Genomic DNA, 19,387 nt, shown 5'->3' with positions numbered 1-19,387 from the left:
AAATCAGGAAATGGTCAAGGCGATAGTGATATTTTGGCTGACTCTTTTATTCATAGGGATAATTGCTTTGTTCTGGTACAACGAATGGGTATATAGTCTGCCCACCCCAATCCCCAAAAACTATGCTGCCGTTAATTCCGGATCAGTTATCGACGGGTCTGCCTGGAAAATGAAGAGCAAAAACAATAAACCTTTATTCCTGCATTTTTTTAATCCGGACTGTCCTTGTTCCCGGTTCAATATGCCGCATTTCGGATCATTGGTAAAACAATACGGCAAAGAGGTCGATTTTGCGATCATAGTCATGAGTAAAAAACCCTTTACCGGAAAAGAGATACAGGAAAGATTCGGATTAAACGTTCCCGTTTTTTTTGACAGTGCTATCGCCGTTTCCTGTGGTGTATATTCTACTCCGCAAGCCGTAATCATTGACACAAACCACAGATTGTATTTTAGGGGTAATTATAACAAAAACCGTTATTGTACGGATAAGAAAAGTAATTACGCGCAAATTGCATTGGGTGGATTACTGAATAAGAAAACCAATATTGTTTTTGACCGGCAGGCATTAACGGCATATGGTTGCCGGTTACCAAATTGCAGCAAATAATGGAAGCTATCGTGAAAACCATCCTGGACCCTGACCGGGAACAGCATACGGAAGTCTTAAGAAAGGAGGTAAAAATTAGATCTGATAAGTTAATGAATTATTTTCTTATCAGTTATTTTCTGGGAGGGCTGGTGTTCTCCTTTTACTTTGATACCTGGTTAATAGCCTGTGGAGTGGGTGGCTTGTCTCTGCTTGCCTATTACACTGCAAAAATAGCCTTGCCCCATTCAACATTGTACCAATATGTCTTGAGTGTTGTATTAGGCATTTTCATGGCCCAGTACATTTACCAGATGCACGGGTTGTTTGAAATGCATTTTTTTGCTTTTATCGGCAGTGCAACCCTTATCACCTACCAGAACTGGAAATTACAAATTCCGATAACGGCAATTGTGGTAGTGCATCATGGGGTTTTCGGTTATTTGCAGAACATCGGTTTTGACAAAATATATTTCTCCCGGTTGGATTATTTTGACCTGCAAACATTCATCATACATATCATACTCGCAGCCATAATATTTTTTATATGCGGCTTATGGGCTTACCAGCTAAAAAAATACAGCGAAATACAGATTGCTCAAACCATGGAAATGGGAAGGATGCAAAAAGAAGCGCTTATTAATAAGGAAAGAAAGCGGAATGAAGAGAGCCTTGAAAGATCGAACAAACGGCTAAGAAAATCTAACTGGGAAATGGATAAGGCCCGGCGGGATGCCGAGCAGGCTAATCAGGCAAAAAATGTATTTCTGGCCACGATGAGCCATGAGATCCGCACTCCCATGAATGGGGTGATTGGCATGTCTTCGCTACTGGCTGAAACCCATTTGACGGATCAGCAGAGGATGTATGCGGAAACCATTGCTACTTGTGGTGAAAGCCTGCTTAAAGTCCTTAATGATATTCTGGATTTTTCCAAAATTGAGTCCGGTAATATGGAACTCGAAAAGGAAGATTTTGACCTGCGCAGCTGCATCGAGGATATACTGGATATTTTTGGTAAGAATGCTGCACAAATAGGTCTGGACCTGGTTTACAAAATAGATGAAAATGTTCCTTTGCAGATCGTTGGAGACAATTTGCGGCTCCGGCAGATCCTGATGAACCTGGTAGGCAATGCCATAAAATTTACGCAGGATGGAGAAGTTTTTGTAGGGGTACATTTGCTTAGACCTGAGCAGGACGGATGGTTAGAACTGGAGTTTGAAGTGCGCGATACGGGCATTGGCATTCCGGCCGATAAATTGGAACGCCTGTTCAAGGCTTTCTCCCAGGTTGACTCTTCCACTACCCGCAAATATGGAGGCACGGGACTCGGGCTCGCTATCTCTGAGAAGCTGGTGAAATTAATGGAAGGCCAGATCAGGGTGAAAAGCAAACCCGGATCCGGATCTGTTTTTGCATTTACCATAAAAACCAGGGCGGGCACCAGGGACCTTCAGCCATATACACATTATAATATGTCAGACCAGGAAGGGAAAAAAATACTGGTCGTAGACGATAATTTAACAAACCGGGCTATCCTGAAAAGCCAATTGGAACAATGGAAATTAGAGCCTGTGCTGGCTGGTTCCGGAGAAGAAGCGCTGCGGATCTTATCCAATGATCCACAATTTGACCTGGTTTTGACCGATATGCAAATGCCCTTTATGGATGGTGTTTTGCTGGCGCAATCCATTGGTCAGCAATACCCTCGAATCCCCGTTATCCTGCTTAGCTCGATTGGCGATGAATACACCAAAAGCAGTCAGCAGCTGTTCAGTTCCATATTGACCAAGCCAATTAAACAGCACGTGCTGAGCAAACATATCCTTAACGGACTCCAACGGCAGCAGAAATCTTCATCGGAAGGAAACACCATTCCGGGAAAGCTTCCAGCTGATTTTTCTGAAAAACATCCATTGGTGATTCTGATTGCAGAAGATAACCCGGTTAATCAACAAGTGATTTTGCATATTTTGAATAACTTGGGTTACCGGCCGGATCTTGTTGAAAATGGGAAAGAGGCGGTAACAGCTGCTGGCCAAAAGCAGTATGACCTTATCCTGATGGATATGCAGATGCCCGAGACCGACGGCCTTGAAGCTACCCGGATCATTCGCAAGACACTGAAAAAACAACCTGTTATCATTGCCTTGACTGCCAATATTATGGAAGGCGACCAGGAAGAGTGCCTGAATGCCGGAATGAACGATTTTATCGGCAAGCCGATTAAACTGGAGGAGTTGGTCAATAAAGTGGAAAAATGGGCCTTATTGAAGAAAGGACAATCCGTGATCGTATAATTTCACTCCCTTTTGTTTTGGCCGCCTGTCAAAGACAGGATTTTAGTAAAAAGATAATTCTCACTTCCGGGATCAAACCCGGATTGCTGATAGACTACCTTGCCCCCGGAAAGGATCATAGATTGGGGAAGATTGTTCGATTTCAGAATATTTCGCAGATCACCATCGATGTCCGCATATATATCGAAGGTCCAGCCATTCATATTGGCAGTTGGGCGCATCTTGTTCAGATTATTCCCTGCGTCTATGCATACAGCCATTAATTTGAAAGCAGCTCCCTGTTTCCATTGCTCATAATGCGCGTTGATGGCATTTAGTTCATTGATACTGTTTTCAGAATTAATGGACCAGAAGCAGATGAGTATCACCGTATTTTTTTGGGCCGCCGCTGAAAAGGATATGATGGCTCCACGCAGGGTCTTTAGTTTTACAGAATCCAGAGAAGTTTGCGCGAAGCCCGGAAAGGCCAGCAGGGTCAGGCAAATACAAGTTGTCATTTTCTTAAGGCGATTCATAGTAAGATCGATTTAAGATCGATGTAAAAAGCCTTTTAAAGATACAATAACCTTGCCTGAATAAAACACCCTTATTTGTTTTTCCCCTGTCTTTCCAGCTCTCCGGCTTCTTTTTGGATCGCTTCCTTTTGGACCCGTTCTTTTTGGATCAATTCCTTGGCTTTGGCTGTTTTGAAATCAAGGCCTTTGCGGATGGCCTCCACGGTAGGCAATGCCGGAACGTCAGGAAGAACGCCCCTGCCGTCCTTCTCCCGGGTTTTGTTTACCACCAGGCGGAACCGCGGCAGGCGAAAACGAATATGCGTATTAGGAAGTTCAACGTCCGGAATCATCCAGGCGGTATTGCCATAATATCCTCCACCGGTTTCTTCACCAACCAGGGTTACATTTTTCTGACCCTTTAAGGCTCCTGCAAACAAGCTCGTTGCGGAGAAAGAATTGCCGCCTGTCAGAATATAGACCTGGCCGTTAAAATGATGGGTTCGTACCGGATTATAATAATGACGTTCGAAATAACCATAATGGTACCGGCCATCGGACCTTTTGCTGGTCAGCACGATCATCAGCAGACGATATAAGAAACTTTTTTCAATATACCGGTCATACCCGCTATGGCGTCTGATTGCATAAAGAGAGTCGGCAATTTTGAATTTTTTATCAATAATGTACCGGGTCAGCAGGGTGGAATTGGAGGCATCCCCGCCACCATTCGACCGCACATCGATCACAAGATTGGCCACCTGTTTCTCATCGAGGGTCCTGAACGATTCACGAAAGAACCTGACCAGGTGATTGCCATGCTCAAAAGTATTCAGGCTCATAAACGCGGTGTTCGTCGCGCTGTCGATCACCAGGTTGCGGGTATAGAACTCCTCTCTTTTTTTGCGACCCTTCCCGCCGGGTTCTGTTTCAGGGCCCGGGGCTTGCCGCCGGAAAAGACGTTTAACCGTATCAGCGAGGGGGTTATATACAGGAATTACCGACTCCTTCAGCGTATTATTCGAATCGAGATAATCGATGGTAAATTGAGCGGGATAACCAAAGACGTTCCTATACCAGTTGCTAAAATTCAGACCGGTGCTGAGGTATTGATATTTTCCCGTTAAATTATATCCGTCCGTAACAAAAAAACGGAACAGGCTGTCACGAAGCTGGCTGGCAGTCCGGCCATTGATGCTGTTGATAACGACTCCTCTTTTAAGTATGGAATCCCTGCGGTTAAGATTGGCGGCAACCACCATGGTATCCTGCCAGCATTTCAGTATCAGGGGAAATTGTTGTAACCGGGCCGTATCCAGATACCGGCTGTAGTCTTTGGAATACCTGACGGCGGTGTGTCCGCATCCGACCCGGGAAATAACATAACTGAGCAGCGTCTTGAACTGTGGCTCCGTCATAGAATCGGTCAGAGCAGAATAACCCCTTTCAAAAAAAACATCCATACTATCACGGGGGGTATACCAATAAAGACTGGGATGTAAATCTTCAAGGATATGCCGGAATAAACTGTAATCTTCTTTTAATTGCCCGGCCGTGAATTTTTTTCCGGCATCGAAAGGTGTTTTTGTTGTCCGGCAGGAAATACAAAAAAGCTGGAAAAGGCAAAAAAAGAAAAGTAGAAAATTCTTCATGGAGAGGTCATTTGGGCGCAAAAGCATTCCACCCCTGAGCAGTGATGTCAAACGTGTTACCTCCCTTTGTAATGATCTTTTTTCCTTTCTCCGGTTCCGTCATATAACCGATCACGCTGATCTGTTCATTCATGACCAGTTTGTCATGATCTTCCTGAGAAATCGTGAACAACAATTCATAATCTTCCCCTCCGCTGAGCGCGCAGGCTGTCGGATCCAGTTCAAATTTAAAAGCGGCATTCCGGGTATCTTCGGAAACAGGTATCTTTTCTTCATACAACACGCAACCCAGTTCACTTTGACGGCAGAGATGAATGATCTCCGAACTCAGCCCGTCACTGATATCCATCATCGCGGTGGGCTGAATGGCGGATTGCTGGAAAAATTCGATCTGGTCTTTTCTGGCTTCAGGCTTAAGGAGACGGCCGATCACATATTTTTCTCCTTCCAGATCGGCTTTAACCCCGGGGCTTTCCAAAAAGATCTTTTTTTCCCTTTCCAATATGATCAAACCCAAATAAGCCGCGCCCAGATCTCCTGTGCAACAAAGCAGGTCCCCTTTTTTAGCCGTGCTCCGTTTGACGAATTTGTCCGGGGTCACTTCTCCGATCGCGGTGACGGAAATAATGAACCCCTTTTGGGATGAGGCGGTGTCTCCGCCGATCAGGTCGACCCCATAAGTTTCACAGGCAGAATAGACCCCTTCGTAAAACTCATCCAGAGCTTCGACACTGAAACGGTTACTGAAACCCAGGCTTAGGGTGATCTGTGTGGGAATGGCATTCATGGCGTATATATCGCTCAGGTTCACCACCACAGATTTATAGCCGAGATGTTTGAGCGGGGTATACATCAGGTCAAAATGAATGCCTTCGATAAGAAGATCCGTACTGATCACCGTTTGTTTACCGAAATGATCGATAACGGCGCCGTCATCCCCAACCCCCACAATGGTGGAGGCATTTTTTATTTCAATATTCCTGGTAAGGTGTTCGATCAATCCAAATTCCCCAAGGGATGATATTTCTGTCCTGATTTCACTCATAATAGTAATGGAATATTTTTGCAATTTGAATTTACAGAATATGACCCGGATCTCTGATCACATTAACCAATTCGTCATGGATTTTTCCGTTGGTGGCTACGATATGCGGCTGATACGGAGAATAGCGGTTGCCCTTGAAATCGGAAACTCTTCCACCTGCTTCCTCCACTATCAGGAACCCTGCGGCGCTGTCCCATGCCTGCAATTTATGCTCATAAAACCCGTCGAATCTTCCGGCAGCAACCCAGCAGAGGTCCATGGCTGCCGACCCCAGACGCCGGACAGGAACTCCGCTGCGTATGAGTTTGGAGAACACTTCGATTGGCCCATAGACCTCGTCCAGGTAAGTATAGGGGAAACCGGTTACCAGGCAGGATTTGGCTACGGAAGTCTGTGCGCTCACTTTGATCTTTTTATCGTTGAGTGTGGCTCCGTATCCCTTTTGAGCAAAAAAGAACTCATTGATAAAAGGATTGTATACGGCGCCTAAAATGATCTCCCCGTCACGTTCAACACCAATCGATACGCAGCAGAGGGGAATCCCATTGGCAAAATTCACCGTGCCGTCGATCGGGTCGATGATCCATTTATACGTTGAGTCGGTAACGATCTCTCCTGCTTCCTCACTTAACAGAAAATGGTCCGGAAAGTCCTTTCTAATCATTTCAAAAATGGCTTTTTCTGAAGCATGATCGGCTTCAGTGACCAGGTTATTAATGCCTTCTTTGTTGGAAATGGTAAACTCTCCCTGAAAATATTGTTTCATGACGGCAGCGCCTGCTTCTGCTGCCCTAATGAGGGTTGATTTAAGCATGGCGCAAAGATAAGGGATAACGGGTGGCGGCGGCTACCCATTACTTTGAAACCGGGTTGCCCAATTCGCACTGAAGATTTTTTAAAGCCCCGATATAATCATTCATTAAAGCACTGTTCAGGTTATATTTATGATTCCTTCCTTCTTTTTCATCATCTATAAGTCCTGAATCTATAAGTATTTTTATATGATGTGAGACGGAAGGTTGGGCAAGATCGATCACTTCCTGGATCTTCGAACATTGGCCGCATCCTCCATTACTGGAAATATACTGAAGGATATTAAGACGATGTTTATCGCCCAGTGCCTTAGATATTTTTTCGATTTGTTTAATGGTTAGACTCACAATGATACATTGATGAATGCAAATGTATCAATTTTTGAGCGTCCCACCCAACTTTCTGCCTGCAAAGGTCCTTTTTAACATTTTGCGGGATTGGGCAAAAGGGCTTACTTCGTAACCCAACAAAACGAACACAACCCAGATGCATGGTGCTATCCGTTATTATAGTCAATTACCAGGTTAAATATTTTTTGGAGCAATGTCTGTATTCGGTCCAAAAAGCCATACAAATAGCTGATATTCAAGGAGAAATATTTGTAGTGGATAATTTTTCCAGGGATGGCAGCCTGGAATACCTTCGTCCGGGCTTTCCGGAAATTCATTTTCTGGCCAATCAGGAGAATATCGGATTTTCCCGGGCCAACAATCAGGCTCTCGGAATGGCAAAAGGGAGTTACATCATATTTTTAAACCCGGATACCATCCTTCCGGAGGATATTTTTTCCACATGTATCTCTTTTCTGGAAGCAAACCCTAATGCCGGCGCGGCAGGAGTCAGGATGGTAGATGGAAGCGGGCGTTATCTGAAAGAATCCAAACGGGGATTTCCATCCCCTTGGGCAGCATTTTGCAAAATGTCGGGATTGACCCGTTTGTTCCCGGATTCCCGATGGCTGGCTAAATATTACGAAGGCCATTTACCGGAAAATCAAAACAATCCGGTTGCGGTTCTTTCAGGGGCTTTCCTTTTTGCAAAAAGACAAGTATTGGAAAAGACCGGGGGATTTGACGAACAATTTTTTATGTACGCCGAAGACATTGATCTCAGTTACCGGATAACCCGGGAAGGGTTCATCAATTATTATATTGCTGATACCACGATCCTTCATTTTAAAGGGGAAAGCACGCCTAAGGATTCCCACAGGATAAAACTGTTTTATAAGGCGATGAGCCAATTCCGCCGTAAACACTTCAGCGGTGGTCTCCCCCTTTTTTTTAATACCCTGCTGGAAATTGCCATCCGGGCTACGGGAGCCTGGAGGGCTATCCTGAACAAAATAAAACGTGGCTGGAGTCCTGAATGGCTGAACCACAGACTTTCCGGAAATGAGGCAGGGGCCGTTCCTTGTTTAACCTGGATTGGTGGGGATCCGGAGGCTGCAGAACGGATGCGGGGAGCCTTAAAGGCTGCAGGTAACAGTGCAGGTAATAGCGCAGCAAAAAACAGATCAATGGCAACGGAAAAAGAAAAGGCCAATGAATATATCTTTTGCGAAGGAAAAGATTTTTCATTTAAGGATTGCCTCATCGCCCTTGAGCAGGCTCCTGCAGGGGTAAGCCTAAAAGTCCACGCATCAGGAAGTTTTTCAGCTGTAGGCAGCAGATCAAAAGACGGGTTGGGAGAAATCGTCGTCCTGTAGTCGCCTGATAAGGGCATGAGCTTATAGGGGCAGATCCTCATGTTCAAAAAGTACTTCCAGCCGTTTATAGGTGAGCAAGAACAGGATAAGCAAAATAAAGAACCATGCAACTACTAAAAAGGAAGTACCGGTTATCCATTGATGCGAAAGGGAAGGCAGAGTAATTAAGTGGTTCATGCCCTTATTCACCCATCGGTCAATCGGACCGGGGAGAATAAGGAAGGCTGCAAAAACGCCTATCTTTCCTAACCAGCCGGGAAACAACAAAAAGGCCCTTACCAGCGCCGGCAAATTGAGAATCAGCACGATCAACAGGCCTGCGATAGCCACATTATGGCGGTTGCTGCCGTCTGCATGCTGGAATAGTTGTCGCAAAGCAAAAGTTTCATCCCCTCCTCCGGCGAGTGCGCCCATTATTCGCACAAGGGGAAGGGTGGCAAACACCAGCGCAAATCCCAACGACCTTTTGTCTAATGGATTTTCTGGATGCATAAGTCCCCAACCTGCCCAGATGAGGATATAATTGACCAACGGCCCTGTTATCCAGGCCAGAACGCGGGGATATGGCAAAGTGGCGGTGCATTTGGAGCAAAAATCCCAAAAATCGAAAGCCCTTGGACCCCAGCAGCCACATACGGACCAGGCGGTTATAGTGTGTGCCCAATCGTGCAATTCATGGACCAGGAACACCAGGGAGAAGAAAGACAAAAGGTAAAGAGGGGTTAGTTTGATCTTCATTAAATAAATGTAGGAAAAATACCCTCCAAAACCTTAATTTTGGCCGCTACCAAACGGCACCTGTTACTCCATGGCGTTGATTGAAATTCAATTACCCAAATCGTTGGCAAGGGCATTGCGGTTGCCCCAAAAATCCCCCAGGCGGCAACAGCTGAAAGTCCTGCGGAAGCTTCTTAAAAAAGCAAGGTTCACTGAATTCGGTCAATTATACCGGTTTGATGAAATCCTGATGAGCAAACATCCCGGAAAAAAATTTCAGGAACTGGTTCCAACTTTCGATTACAACAAGATCTACGCATCCTGGTGGGACAAGACCCTGGAAGGAGAAGCCGATGTTTGCTGGCCGGGAAAAATAAAATATTATGCCCTTTCCTCCGGGACCTCGGAGGCTGGCAGCAAGTTTATACCGATTACGAATGATCTGCTGCGTGGGAATCGTATCGTGATGATCAAACAATTACTTACCCTGCGGAACTACCATGACATTTCCGTAAAAAGTATCGGAAAGGGCTGGTTGATGATCGGGGGGAGCACTGATCTTCAAAAAGGTTCCGGGTATTATTCAGGAGATCTGAGTGGGATTACAGCCAGAAAAGTGCCTTTTTGGTTTCAGCCTTTTTACAAGCCGGGTAAAAAAATCGCCCGGACCAGAGATTGGGCAGAAAAACTGGAAGAGGTAGTAAGGCTTGCGCCGGAATGGGATATTGGTTTTGTGGTCGGAGTTCCCGGTTGGATACAGATGTGCATGGAAAAGGTTATCGAGAAGTACAAGCTTAAGAATATTCACGAGATCTGGCCGAATCTTGGTTTTTTTGTACATGGGGGAGTCTCCTTCGAACCCTACAAAAATGGCTTTGAGAAATTATTGGGTAAGCCCATCACTTATATCGAGACCTATCTGGCCTCAGAAGGATTTATCGCATACCAGGATCTGCAATACTCAAAAGGAATGCGTCTGGTGACCAATGAACACATCTTTTTGGAGTTCGTGCCATTTGACAACAGGAATTTCGATACCGAGGGGAATCTGGTCCCGGACCCTGAGGCTTATATGATCCACGAGGTAGAGGAAGGTAAAGACTACGCGATCCTGCTGAGCACCAGTGCCGGTGCCTGGCGCTATCTGATCGGGGATACCGTAAAATTTACTGATAAGGAACGTTGTCAGATCATAATTACCGGTCGTACCAAACATTACCTGAGCCTGGTTGGAGAGCATCTTAGCGTTGATAATATGAACAAAGCCATCCAGATGGTCAGTGAAGAACTGAACATTTCGATCCCGGAATTCACTGTGGCGGGAGTTCCCCATGGCCTGTTCTTTGCACATCAATGGTGGTTAGCCAGTAATGACCAGACCGATCCGGACATCCTGCGTCAAAAAATTGATGACAAACTCAAAGAGCTGAATGACGATTATGCAGTGGAACGGAGTAGTGCTTTGAAAGACATTTATGTGAAGGTCCTGACCGAGGAAAATTTTATGGAATTCATGCGGTTAAAAGGAAAGGTAGGGGGGCAACATAAGTTTCCCAGGGTACTCAAAGGCAAAATGCTGGAGGACTGGCAGAAATTCCTTGAAACAGGAACGCTTTGACAAAAAAAAGACAAATGGTGAACCGATCATTCACCCCTTACAAAAGATATTCTTATGATGGAGGCCATATTGAAAGGACTGGCGTTAGGATTTGTTCTTGCTCTCTCCGTGGGGCCGATCATTTTTACCATTATCAAACAAAGCCTGGATACCGGCCATAAAGGAGGCTTTAGTTTTGTTGCCGGTGTATGGGTAAGTGATTTTTTGCTGGTCTTTCTCAGCAATATGTTCACCGCACTCGTTGCGCAGCTTATGGAATATACGAGGGGAATTGCTTTTGGCGGCAGCGTTTTCCTGATCGTTATGGGTCTTTACTTCGTGTTTTTTAAGAAAGTGCATCTCGCTACGGACGCCGAAGGAAATGCGCTCAGGTTTCGTAAAAGGGACATGGCCAGGATCTTCGCCTCCGGATTCATCATCAATACCCTTAATCCCGGGGTCATTCTCTTCTGGCTGGGAAATGCCACCGTTCTATCGCTTACACACACCTTACAGGAACGCATTATTATTTTTTCCGTATGTCTGCTGGTGAATATGAGTGCAGATGTTGGCAAGGTAATGATGGCCGGCAAGCTTCGTAATAAACTTACCTTACGCACCCTATCCATCATCAACAGGATCTCAGGAACGATCCTGATCGGCTTTGGTATTGCCTTGTTATGGGGCGTTATTTTTTTCCATCCTAAGATTAAAAAATAGCAGCAAACCAGGAATACCCTGAGATTAACATCCGGGTTTCGTTCTGTATTTGTAAGTTTGGGTACCAGCATTTTTCTATGAATAAACGTATAATTATAATTATTTTCTTCATTCCTCTCCTATCGAAGGCTCAAAATGACCTGCTGATCCTGAAAAAGAAGGGAATGCAAGTCAAAACTTATACTCCCGGCAGCGACCTGACCATGAAAACGATCTACAATCAATGGTTTCAGGGAACGATAACCAATATGCGCCACGATAGCATTTTTCTCAATGGCCAGCCTTTTCATTACAGGGAAATTGCCGAGATCCGGGAGATGCACCTCCATTTTAGTAACACCGTTTTGCCTGCAGGCATGATGGTGGCCGGGGCGGGCATGTTTGTCCTGGGCGCCTTTAATGGGCTGTACCGTGGTGACAAATCAAAGGATTGGTACACTACGTCGGGTCTGATCACGGGCGGGGCCCTGATTGCAGGAGGTTATTTACTCACCAAAACCCGACGGGGCAGTTACCGGATCGGCAATAAATTCACCCTCGATTACCTGGTCCTGAATCCTAACAGAAAAGACGGTCAGTAAATGAACCGACCGGAAAAGAACGAACCTGACCGGGCAATAAACCAGATCACTAAGATGTTTAAAGACTGTCTCAGTATATTGCAATTGTAAAACTAATGGATGCCTCTTAAGACTAAAGGACTGATTCCCCGAGCCTGGCGATTGATCAAACGGATTTTTATTTTTTTATTCTTTTTTCAGTTGTTTTATATTTTACTGCTGAAATGGGTCAATCCTCCTATTACGCTTACTCAACTGGTCAGCGTGTTCAGGGGGGAAGGCCTAAAGAGGGATTACAAGGGGATGGCGGCTATTTCGCCGTATGCAAAACTGGCTGTTATTTGTTCAGAAGACCAGTTGTTCCCCGATCACGATGGATTCGATTTTAAGTCCATTGAAAAGGCGATCAAACACAACCAAAAAAGCAAATCCCTGCATGGAGCGAGTACCATCAGTCAACAGGTTGCCAAGAACGTCTTTTTATGGCAGGGGGGAGGGTTTTTCCGAAAAGGCCTGGAAGTCTATTTTACATTTATGATCGAATGGATCTGGGGAAAAAAAAGAATCCTGGAAATGTATCTGAATATTAGCGAGATGGGCAAGGGAATTTATGGCATTGAAGCGGCAGCGCATCATTATTTTAACAAACCTGCTAAAAACCTGACGCGTCAGGAATGCGCCATGATAGCCGCCTGTCTCCCGAACCCCAGGATTTATACCATCAAGCCCTTACATCGTCATGTCCTGAGCCGTTATCCCTGGATCCTGGGTCAGATGAACCATTTGCAGGACGACCCGGATATTCAGAAACTATTACAATAATCTGTCCACGGCTTCAATGGCCATCTCAAGCCGCAGATCGGCTTTTCCGCTGATCTCCGTCCAGGGGGTATGTTGATTGATCATACAATCCTTGTACATCCGGTATAGTTTTTCCCGGGAGATAAGATCGGGATATTCCCTTAATTCATCTGGTGTCCAGGGAAGATCCGTCTGACATAAGAGATATCCATCGTAGTGCCGGGCGACGATCTGGTCGAGTATCCAGGTATCGCATTTGCCAAATACAAATTCACCCCATACCTTCATCACCACCATATTCGTATCTATGAACAGGGGACCCTGTTTTTCCCTGCTTAGGATTTCCGCGGCAATCTTGTCTTCCAGGGCAAGCTGTCCCTTTGCAATAGTTAACAGATCCGGGTATTGGTAGCCGGGCCCATGCGTAAGCAAATATTCACGGGCGTACTCTGGTACCCAGCCGGTTTTATAATGTAGGGAAAGTTGTTCGCAAACTGTGCTTTTACCAGTGGACTCCGGCCCGAGGACAACAATTTTTTTAAGCGGCATAGTTTTTTTCTTTTGCCGGATTTGTGTTGTTTTTTACCCGTTTGGCCCACTCGGTTAATCCAAATATGGCCATGATCAATAAAATGATATAATAAATGCTGGTAAAAACAAAGTGTTTTACAAAATACAGGGGGATCGAGGCAATATTAGTGGCGATCCACCAATACCAGCTCTCTACCTTTTTCCTGGCCATCAGCCACATGCCTGTGTAGGCTGTGGCAGAGGCAAAGGCATCGGCCCAGGGAATGGCCTGAGGTGCAAAATCTTTTTTCAGATAGGTCAGGGCAAAAAAAACGCCGGCATAGAACGCTCCGAAAAAAACAATTTGTTGTAAAATTTCTTTGCCGGAGGACGACGTGATATGTAAAACGTGTTGCTGTTGTTGGTCCTTTTTTCTCCATAGGATCCAGCCATACACGCTCAAAACCGTGTAGTAAAAATTTACACTGGCTTCACCCAATAAAGCTGTTTTAAAACTAAGGTAGATATAAATGATCGTATTGACCAGGCCGGTCGGGTATACCCATATATTTTCCAGTCTGCTGAACCATACGCTTAAAATACCTGCAAAAACGGCAATAAATTCCAGCCAGGAGGTTTGTAGTATATCCAGGAAAAATTGATGGTAGATTTCAGGTAAACTCATTCCGCTTCAGCCACGACTTCGTTCACTTCAGGGATCATACGTTTCATCATGCCTTCAATCCCCGCCTTGAGCGTGATCATAGAAGAAGGGCAGCCCGAGCAGGATCCTTGTAACATAAGGTTTACGACCCCGTCGTTATAACTCTTGAACTGTATGGCGCCTCCGTCCATTTCAACAGCAGGCTTGACATAGTTTTCCAGTAATTCTTTAATACGTTTGACCACATCATCATCATCCGCATCGATAGTATTCCCTTCCTTCCGGACAATAACGACCTCATCCTCATTGATAACGGGCTTTCCTTCTTCCAGGTATTCTTTCAGGAATTGGCGGATCGCGGGGATCACATCATTCCAATCGGTATCGGGAGTCTTTGTAAGCGTCACGAAATTGCTGGCTATAAAAACACTTTTAATAAAAGGGAATCCAAACAATTCGATTGCCAGCGGGGAAGGTTTTGCGTTACCCACGTCTGGGAAATCGATACTTTTTCCAGGATACAATAACTTATTGGCAACGAACTTCATCGTTTCCGGATTGGGGGTCATTTCCGTATAAATACTGATAACCGGATTACCTGTTTTAATCATAACAAATCCATTTATGATACAAATTTAACTAATTCATGCCCCCTAACCCCCTAAAGAGGGAATTAAATTTTGTACGCCGGACCCCTTATGGGGTTAGGGGACTCTGCCTTGAATGGCTCGGGGACTCCCCCTTTAGGGGGCGGGGGGTTAGCCGGTAATTGATAATATGGGCAATCACGATCAGGATGACGGCAAAAGGGAGAAGACGGAATTGATATTGATGCCAGAATTGCTTGGCCAGTAATAAGAGAATCCCGCCGGTAAAGAGGAGCCAGGGTGCCAGACGGCGGTGGTGCCGGCTGAATCCATGCCATAATGCCCAGGAGCCGATCGAAAAGGCGAGTCCGATCATGCCGTATTCAAAGAGGGTATTATCGACGATATTTATCCCAAAGACCGGCAAACTGGCGACCAGCAAAGGAAGAATAGCGCAATGTATGGCGCAAAGTATAGAGGTGGTTATGCCCAGGGCATCCCAGTTAATCTTAATCCGCATAGTTGGCAAAAATACGCTAAACGCAACAATGTTGCAATAAAAATGTTATCTTTTTTGGCACAGAGGCATTTAGGTCATACAAGCTTAAATTTGCAGTATATGAGTAAAAAACCAGGGGTTTTATTGATTGGATTCTTTATTATCCTGTTTGTCGGCTTTTATTTTGTTTTGACCAGGATCATTCCGGGTTTTGGAGAGGTAAAATTACCCGTGCTCAGCTACGTGCAATCCTTTTCTTTTGCCAACCAGGAGGGAAAAGTGATTACCGAAAAGGACGTAGCAGGAAAAGTATTTGTAGCAGAATATTTTTTTACCACCTGCAAAGGTATTTGCCCGAAAATGAATGGTAATGTGAAAAAGATATTCCAGGAGTATGCAAATGAGCCTGATTTTCGCATCCTGTCCTATACCGTGGATCCTGAGACGGACACGGTAGCGCGCATGAAACGTTATGCCGACTCTTTGGGTGCCGATCCGGCAAGGTGGTGGTTCCTTACCGGCAGGAAGGACAGCCTCTATAATCTGGCAAGGGGAAGTTATTTACTGGACGATCCAAAGAACAGCCGGGAAAATATAAACGAACAATTCATACATACGCAGTTTGTTGCATTGGTAGATAAAGGAGGACGCGTACGGAAGATCTATGATAGCCTCAAAAAAGACGAATTGGACGAATTGGAAAAAGATATAAAAGTACTGTTAAGGGAAGCCACGCCAGCCCCGCGTTTTGCCAACTCCCTGTTTAATAACAACCCCGGATAACCCGGTTTTTCAAAAGGAAAAAATGTTCTTCTTCCGGGGAGATGTCCAACTTCGTATAAGGATCAACTATGGAAAAACAAATAAACGATATACTTAAACGTAACCAACTGAGCGTAACCAGCGGGCGAAAAAAAATCCTGGAATTATTTCTGAACCAGGAGGGGGCATTGTCACATGGCGATATTGAAAAAAAAGCCGGAGAAAAATTTGACAGAGTGACCGTTTACAGGACGTTACAGGTCTTTCTTGAAAGGGGGCTTATTCATACCATACCCACTGCGGATAATTCTATACGTTATGCGTTGTGCAAAGACAATTGTTCGGCGGGGCATCACCGGGATGAGCATGTCCATTTTATTTGCAATGCCTGCGGTAATACGGTATGCCTGGAAGAGGTCGTGATCCCCGCTATTACGCTCCCAGCCGGATTTACGGCAGAACAGGTAGAAATGCTGGTTAGCGGGGTGTGTAAAAGCTGCAATGCGTAAAATGCATAATATCATGCGCAAAACGCATAAATTAGAAGTGTATAAAAAAATATTCCATCAAAATTCCCTGTCAATCCGGTTTAATTTCTCCTGAACTCACCGGATCGCTGTTCTTCAGACTATCCATAAAAAAAGAAAGCCCCGATGTAGAAACACCGGGACTTTTGGTTAAGGCTCTGATTAGTAGCTTCTTTATGTTGACAGGTGGCTCTCCACCCGAACGTATCTGACTTGCTCATTGCAAATATAGCCGGAAAAAAGCATACGAACAAGAGGTAGGCATACCACTTTCCGGGTATTTTTAGTTTTTTTTCAGGATCAAATTTTTTCCATTTCCTCGCTGACAAAATCCATTAATTGTTTAACGTGTTCTTTCGAAAAGTTAAACTTCAGCTGCGCAGCATCGTATAATTCCGGTAAAGTACGTGTTCCTCCCAGGCTAAGTGCGTTCGTATAATTCTCTAAAGCTTTCTTTTTGTTCTCTTTATATTGTTTCCAAAGGCCGATAGCTCCTAACTGTGCGATTCCGTATTCAATATAATAAAAAGGCACTTCATATAAATGAAGCTGTTTTTGCCACCCAAAGAGCCGGTTTAGCTCCAAGCCTTGCCAGTCCATCACCGGAGAAGAGAACTCCGCAAGGATCTCCATCCATTTTTGGGTTCTTTCTTCGGCAGAGTGCTGGGGGTTTTCGTATATCCAATGCTGGAATTTGTCTATAGTGGCAATCCAGGGAAAAATAGTGATCACTCTTTCCAACTGGTGAGTACGCGCTCTGGCTAAATCGTTTTTATCCGTAAAAAACAATTCCCAATGATCCATGCTGAACAATTCCATGGCCATGCTCGCCACTTCGGCAATTTCCATGGGGTATTCCTTGAATGCGCTTAATTCAAGCGGATGACTGAGAAAAGAATGAATAGCATGACCGCCTTCATGGACCATCGTTGTCAGATCGCCCATCTGACCTGCCGCGTTCATGAATATAAAAGGAGCGCCTGTTTCTGCTAACGGGCAATTATAACCGCCGGGAGCCTTCCCTTTCCTGCTTTCCAGGTCGAATCTGCCCATCTCCTTCATGGTGCGAAGGCAATTGCCGAAGAATGGATCCAGCTGGTCGAAGCAGGAGATCGTCTTAGTGATCAACTCCTCCGAATGAGCAAATGGACGAAGGGGTTCGGTTCCCACCGGTTCGGCTTCGGTATCCCAGGGACGCAAGCTGTCCAATCCCAGTTTTTTCTTCTTTTTTTCGTTGATCCTGTTTACTAACGGTAATACATATTCTTTTATGGAGTCATGGAAATGATAACAATCTTCTTTTGTATAATCGAAGCGACCCAGTTCTTCAAAACGGTAATCACGGTAATTGGCAAAGCCTGCATTCAGGGCTGTCCGGTTGCGCAGGGCAATCAATTGGCAATAAAGGTCGCCGAGGGCATCTTTGTCCTGCAACCTTCTTTCCTGGATCTTCCGGTAAACGGTTTCTCTGATGAGGCGATCGGGGTTCTCCAGGAATTTGGAGGCCTGTTGTAAGGTGTATTCCTGACCTTCGAAAGAAATAGTCATTTTGGCGGAGATGACCCCGAATTGTTGGGCAAGTACGCTTAACTCCGCCTGTAACGGAATATTCTCTTCCCGGAAGAGTTCGATCCTTTTTTTTACGGAACGCAGATAGGTAAAATATTGAATTTGATCGAGGTCCCGCGTAAACGGGCTTTCTACCAATTTCCGGTTGAGGCGGTCTGCATAGGGCTGTATCTTTGGCTGGATCTCCATGCAGAAATAAGTGAAAGCTTCCTCCAGTTGTTTGTTTTCCGTGTCGCAGGTCATACGGATCTGACGCCAGCAGGCATCTTCACTCACCACGGCTTCCAGCTCACTCATATCGTGCAGCCATTTCTCAAGAGCATCACTGGAATCCAGATTCCGTTGTTCGAGGTTTTGGAAATAGGGCTCCAATCCCGTCCAATCCGTAAGGACGAATGTCTCCGGTAAAAAATGTCTTTGGGGCTTTTGGATATCGGCGGAGTAGTTCATAGTAAAAGATCAGAAAGCCTGCTGCAGACAGCAGACTTGCATTTTTTATGTTAAAAGGGGAAAAGAGACCTGACGCTTAACCCGCGACCTGGTTCCTAACTTTTCTTTTTAGGAGCGGCTTTTTTGGGCTTCTCTGCTACTGCGGCCGCTTCTTTATCGTCTTCGGACGTTTTTTTCTTTGCCGTTTTTTTCGCTTTAGGTTTTTCTGCTTCCTTGTCCTCTTCCGGCTCAGCCTTTGGGGCGGCCTTTTTAGCCGGTGCTTTAGCAGGAGTTTTTACCGACTTTTCTGCAACGGTTGCTCCGGCACTTTCTGCCTCCGTATTTTCCTGAACATCTTCCGGAGCTTCGGAGAGCTTAAGTTCGACATTATTGTTCTTAAGGACAGTGAACCATTTCACCATCTTTTTCAGATCGCTGTTATAAACGCGTTCAAAGTCCAGATCGGGATATACTTTCGTAAAATATCCTTTTACGGCAGCGTTGTCTTTTTCATCCGGTAATTTTTCTTTGCTGCTGTCCATTGCTTTTAAAATATCGATCAGGTTCACGTTCTCGCGGACCGTATAAATTTCGATACTCTCCAGATGAGAAAAATTATGGATCCGGCTCGAAACGAATTTTGAGGTTTTGTCATCCAGCGAGCGAACGATCGCTCCATCGGTTTTACTGTTTAACATTTCGTACAATCCTGGTAATCCGGTAACAGCAATGATTTTATTATATTCCATATTATTGTTTATTCAATACTTTTATGCGACGTGCAAGTTAATACGAAACGAGCATTTCAGCGATAAATTTTTCTGGGAAGGCCAGGGTAAAACCT

At 45.1% G+C, this 19,387-nt stretch carries 21 protein-coding genes; 9 read left to right on the top strand and 12 right to left on the bottom strand.

The features are described 5' to 3' along the window. Positions 1–10: 10 nt before the first annotated feature. Entirely contained in the window at positions 11–610 is a 600-nt protein-coding gene (locus ACX0G9_RS26070) for a TlpA family protein disulfide reductase (RefSeq protein WP_459067909.1), read from the top strand. Next, entirely contained in the window at positions 610–2,892 is a 2,283-nt protein-coding gene (locus tag ACX0G9_RS26065) for a response regulator (RefSeq protein ID WP_459067908.1), read from the top strand. The genes ACX0G9_RS26070 and ACX0G9_RS26065 overlap by 1 nt, the downstream gene beginning before the upstream one ends. Before the next feature lie 2 nt (positions 2,893–2,894). Here the strand turns inward: ACX0G9_RS26065 and ACX0G9_RS26060 are convergent, their stop codons facing one another. The 5 genes from ACX0G9_RS26060 to ACX0G9_RS26040 all read right to left on the bottom strand — a co-directional run bounded on the left by ACX0G9_RS26060 (position 2,895) and on the right by ACX0G9_RS26040 (position 7,243). Then, positions 2,895–3,407, bottom strand: a complete 513-nt coding sequence (locus ACX0G9_RS26060) for a hypothetical protein (protein ID WP_459067907.1) — start codon at positions 3,405–3,407, stop codon at positions 2,895–2,897. 71 nt (positions 3,408–3,478) lie between these two features. Further along, positions 3,479–5,038 (bottom strand): S41 family peptidase, encoded by a 1,560-nt coding sequence (locus ACX0G9_RS26055; protein ID WP_459067906.1) that lies wholly within the window; start codon positions 5,036–5,038, stop codon positions 3,479–3,481. A gap of 7 nt (positions 5,039–5,045) precedes the next feature. Beyond that, positions 5,046–6,083 (bottom strand): thiamine-phosphate kinase, encoded by a 1,038-nt coding sequence (gene thiL / locus ACX0G9_RS26050; protein ID WP_459067905.1) that lies wholly within the window; start codon positions 6,081–6,083, stop codon positions 5,046–5,048. A gap of 31 nt (positions 6,084–6,114) precedes the next feature. Next, complete coding sequence (locus ACX0G9_RS26045; RefSeq protein WP_459067904.1) at positions 6,115–6,897, bottom strand: inositol monophosphatase family protein; 783 nt, start codon at positions 6,895–6,897, stop codon at positions 6,115–6,117. 40 nt (positions 6,898–6,937) lie between these two features. Continuing rightward, complete coding sequence (locus ACX0G9_RS26040; protein ID WP_459067903.1) at positions 6,938–7,243, bottom strand: ArsR/SmtB family transcription factor; 306 nt, start codon at positions 7,241–7,243, stop codon at positions 6,938–6,940. Positions 7,244–7,386: 143 nt separating this feature from the next. Between ACX0G9_RS26040 and ACX0G9_RS26035 the strand changes: the two genes are divergently transcribed. Next, positions 7,387–8,601: a glycosyltransferase family 2 protein gene (locus ACX0G9_RS26035; protein WP_459067902.1), complete on the top strand. Its 1,215-nt coding sequence runs from the start codon at positions 7,387–7,389 to the stop codon at positions 8,599–8,601. A 21-nt stretch (positions 8,602–8,622) separates the two neighbouring features. Here ACX0G9_RS26035 and ACX0G9_RS26030 read toward each other — a convergent pair whose 3' ends face one another. After that, positions 8,623–9,339 (bottom strand): hypothetical protein, encoded by a 717-nt coding sequence (locus ACX0G9_RS26030; RefSeq protein ID WP_459067901.1) that lies wholly within the window; start codon positions 9,337–9,339, stop codon positions 8,623–8,625. Positions 9,340–9,409: 70 nt separating this feature from the next. On the opposite strand from ACX0G9_RS26030, the gene ACX0G9_RS26025 reads away from it, so the two are divergent. The 4 genes from ACX0G9_RS26025 to mtgA all read left to right on the top strand — a co-directional run bounded on the left by ACX0G9_RS26025 (position 9,410) and on the right by mtgA (position 13,017). Further along, complete coding sequence (locus ACX0G9_RS26025; RefSeq protein WP_459067900.1) at positions 9,410–10,936, top strand: GH3 family acyl-acid amido synthetase; 1,527 nt, start codon at positions 9,410–9,412, stop codon at positions 10,934–10,936. A 54-nt stretch (positions 10,937–10,990) separates the two neighbouring features. Then, positions 10,991–11,635 carry a LysE family translocator gene (locus tag ACX0G9_RS26020; RefSeq protein ID WP_459067899.1) on the top strand — a complete coding sequence of 215 codons (645 nt, stop codon included), beginning with the start codon at positions 10,991–10,993 and terminating at the stop codon, positions 11,633–11,635. A 164-nt stretch (positions 11,636–11,799) separates the two neighbouring features. Next, positions 11,800–12,216: a hypothetical protein gene (locus ACX0G9_RS26015; protein WP_459067898.1), complete on the top strand. Its 417-nt coding sequence runs from the start codon at positions 11,800–11,802 to the stop codon at positions 12,214–12,216. Between the two features lie 99 nt (positions 12,217–12,315). Beyond that, positions 12,316–13,017: a monofunctional biosynthetic peptidoglycan transglycosylase gene (gene mtgA, locus ACX0G9_RS26010; protein ID WP_459067897.1), complete on the top strand. Its 702-nt coding sequence runs from the start codon at positions 12,316–12,318 to the stop codon at positions 13,015–13,017. On the opposite strand, the gene ACX0G9_RS26005 is transcribed toward mtgA, so the two are convergent. The 4 genes from ACX0G9_RS26005 to ACX0G9_RS25990 all read right to left on the bottom strand — a co-directional run bounded on the left by ACX0G9_RS26005 (position 13,009) and on the right by ACX0G9_RS25990 (position 15,277). Next, complete coding sequence (locus ACX0G9_RS26005; protein ID WP_459067896.1) at positions 13,009–13,545, bottom strand: AAA family ATPase; 537 nt, start codon at positions 13,543–13,545, stop codon at positions 13,009–13,011. The genes mtgA and ACX0G9_RS26005 overlap by 9 nt on opposite strands. Beyond that, positions 13,535–14,191, bottom strand: coding sequence for a nicotinamide riboside transporter PnuC (gene pnuC, locus ACX0G9_RS26000; RefSeq protein WP_459067895.1), 657 nt, complete (start codon positions 14,189–14,191; stop codon positions 13,535–13,537). The genes ACX0G9_RS26005 and pnuC overlap by 11 nt, the downstream gene beginning before the upstream one ends. Further along, complete coding sequence (locus ACX0G9_RS25995) at positions 14,188–14,781, bottom strand: NifU family protein (protein WP_459067894.1); 594 nt, start codon at positions 14,779–14,781, stop codon at positions 14,188–14,190. The genes pnuC and ACX0G9_RS25995 overlap by 4 nt, the downstream gene beginning before the upstream one ends. Positions 14,782–14,866: 85 nt before the next feature. Next, on the bottom strand, positions 14,867–15,277 hold the full coding sequence (locus ACX0G9_RS25990) for a MerC domain-containing protein (protein ID WP_459067893.1): 411 nt from the start codon (positions 15,275–15,277) through the stop codon (positions 14,867–14,869). A gap of 99 nt (positions 15,278–15,376) precedes the next feature. Between ACX0G9_RS25990 and ACX0G9_RS25985 the strand changes: the two genes are divergently transcribed. Next, on the top strand, positions 15,377–16,039 hold the full coding sequence (locus tag ACX0G9_RS25985) for an SCO family protein (protein ID WP_459067892.1): 663 nt from the start codon (positions 15,377–15,379) through the stop codon (positions 16,037–16,039). A 68-nt stretch (positions 16,040–16,107) separates the two neighbouring features. Further along, positions 16,108–16,527, top strand: coding sequence for a Fur family transcriptional regulator (locus ACX0G9_RS25980; protein ID WP_459067891.1), 420 nt, complete (start codon positions 16,108–16,110; stop codon positions 16,525–16,527). Between the two features lie 318 nt (positions 16,528–16,845). Here the strand turns inward: ACX0G9_RS25980 and ACX0G9_RS25975 are convergent, their stop codons facing one another. Both ACX0G9_RS25975 and ACX0G9_RS25970 read right to left on the bottom strand, forming a co-directional pair. Continuing rightward, positions 16,846–18,564 carry a M3 family oligoendopeptidase gene (locus tag ACX0G9_RS25975; RefSeq protein ID WP_459067890.1) on the bottom strand — a complete coding sequence of 573 codons (1,719 nt, stop codon included), beginning with the start codon at positions 18,562–18,564 and terminating at the stop codon, positions 16,846–16,848. Between the two features lie 95 nt (positions 18,565–18,659). Next, positions 18,660–19,292 carry a DUF5606 family protein gene (locus ACX0G9_RS25970; protein WP_459067889.1) on the bottom strand — a complete coding sequence of 211 codons (633 nt, stop codon included), beginning with the start codon at positions 19,290–19,292 and terminating at the stop codon, positions 18,660–18,662. Positions 19,293–19,387 lie beyond the last annotated feature (95 nt).

Source organism: Flavitalea flava (assembly GCF_054461575.1).
The sequence above is the reverse complement of the archived record's forward strand: the minus strand, read 5'-3'. Positions and strand labels throughout refer to the sequence as shown.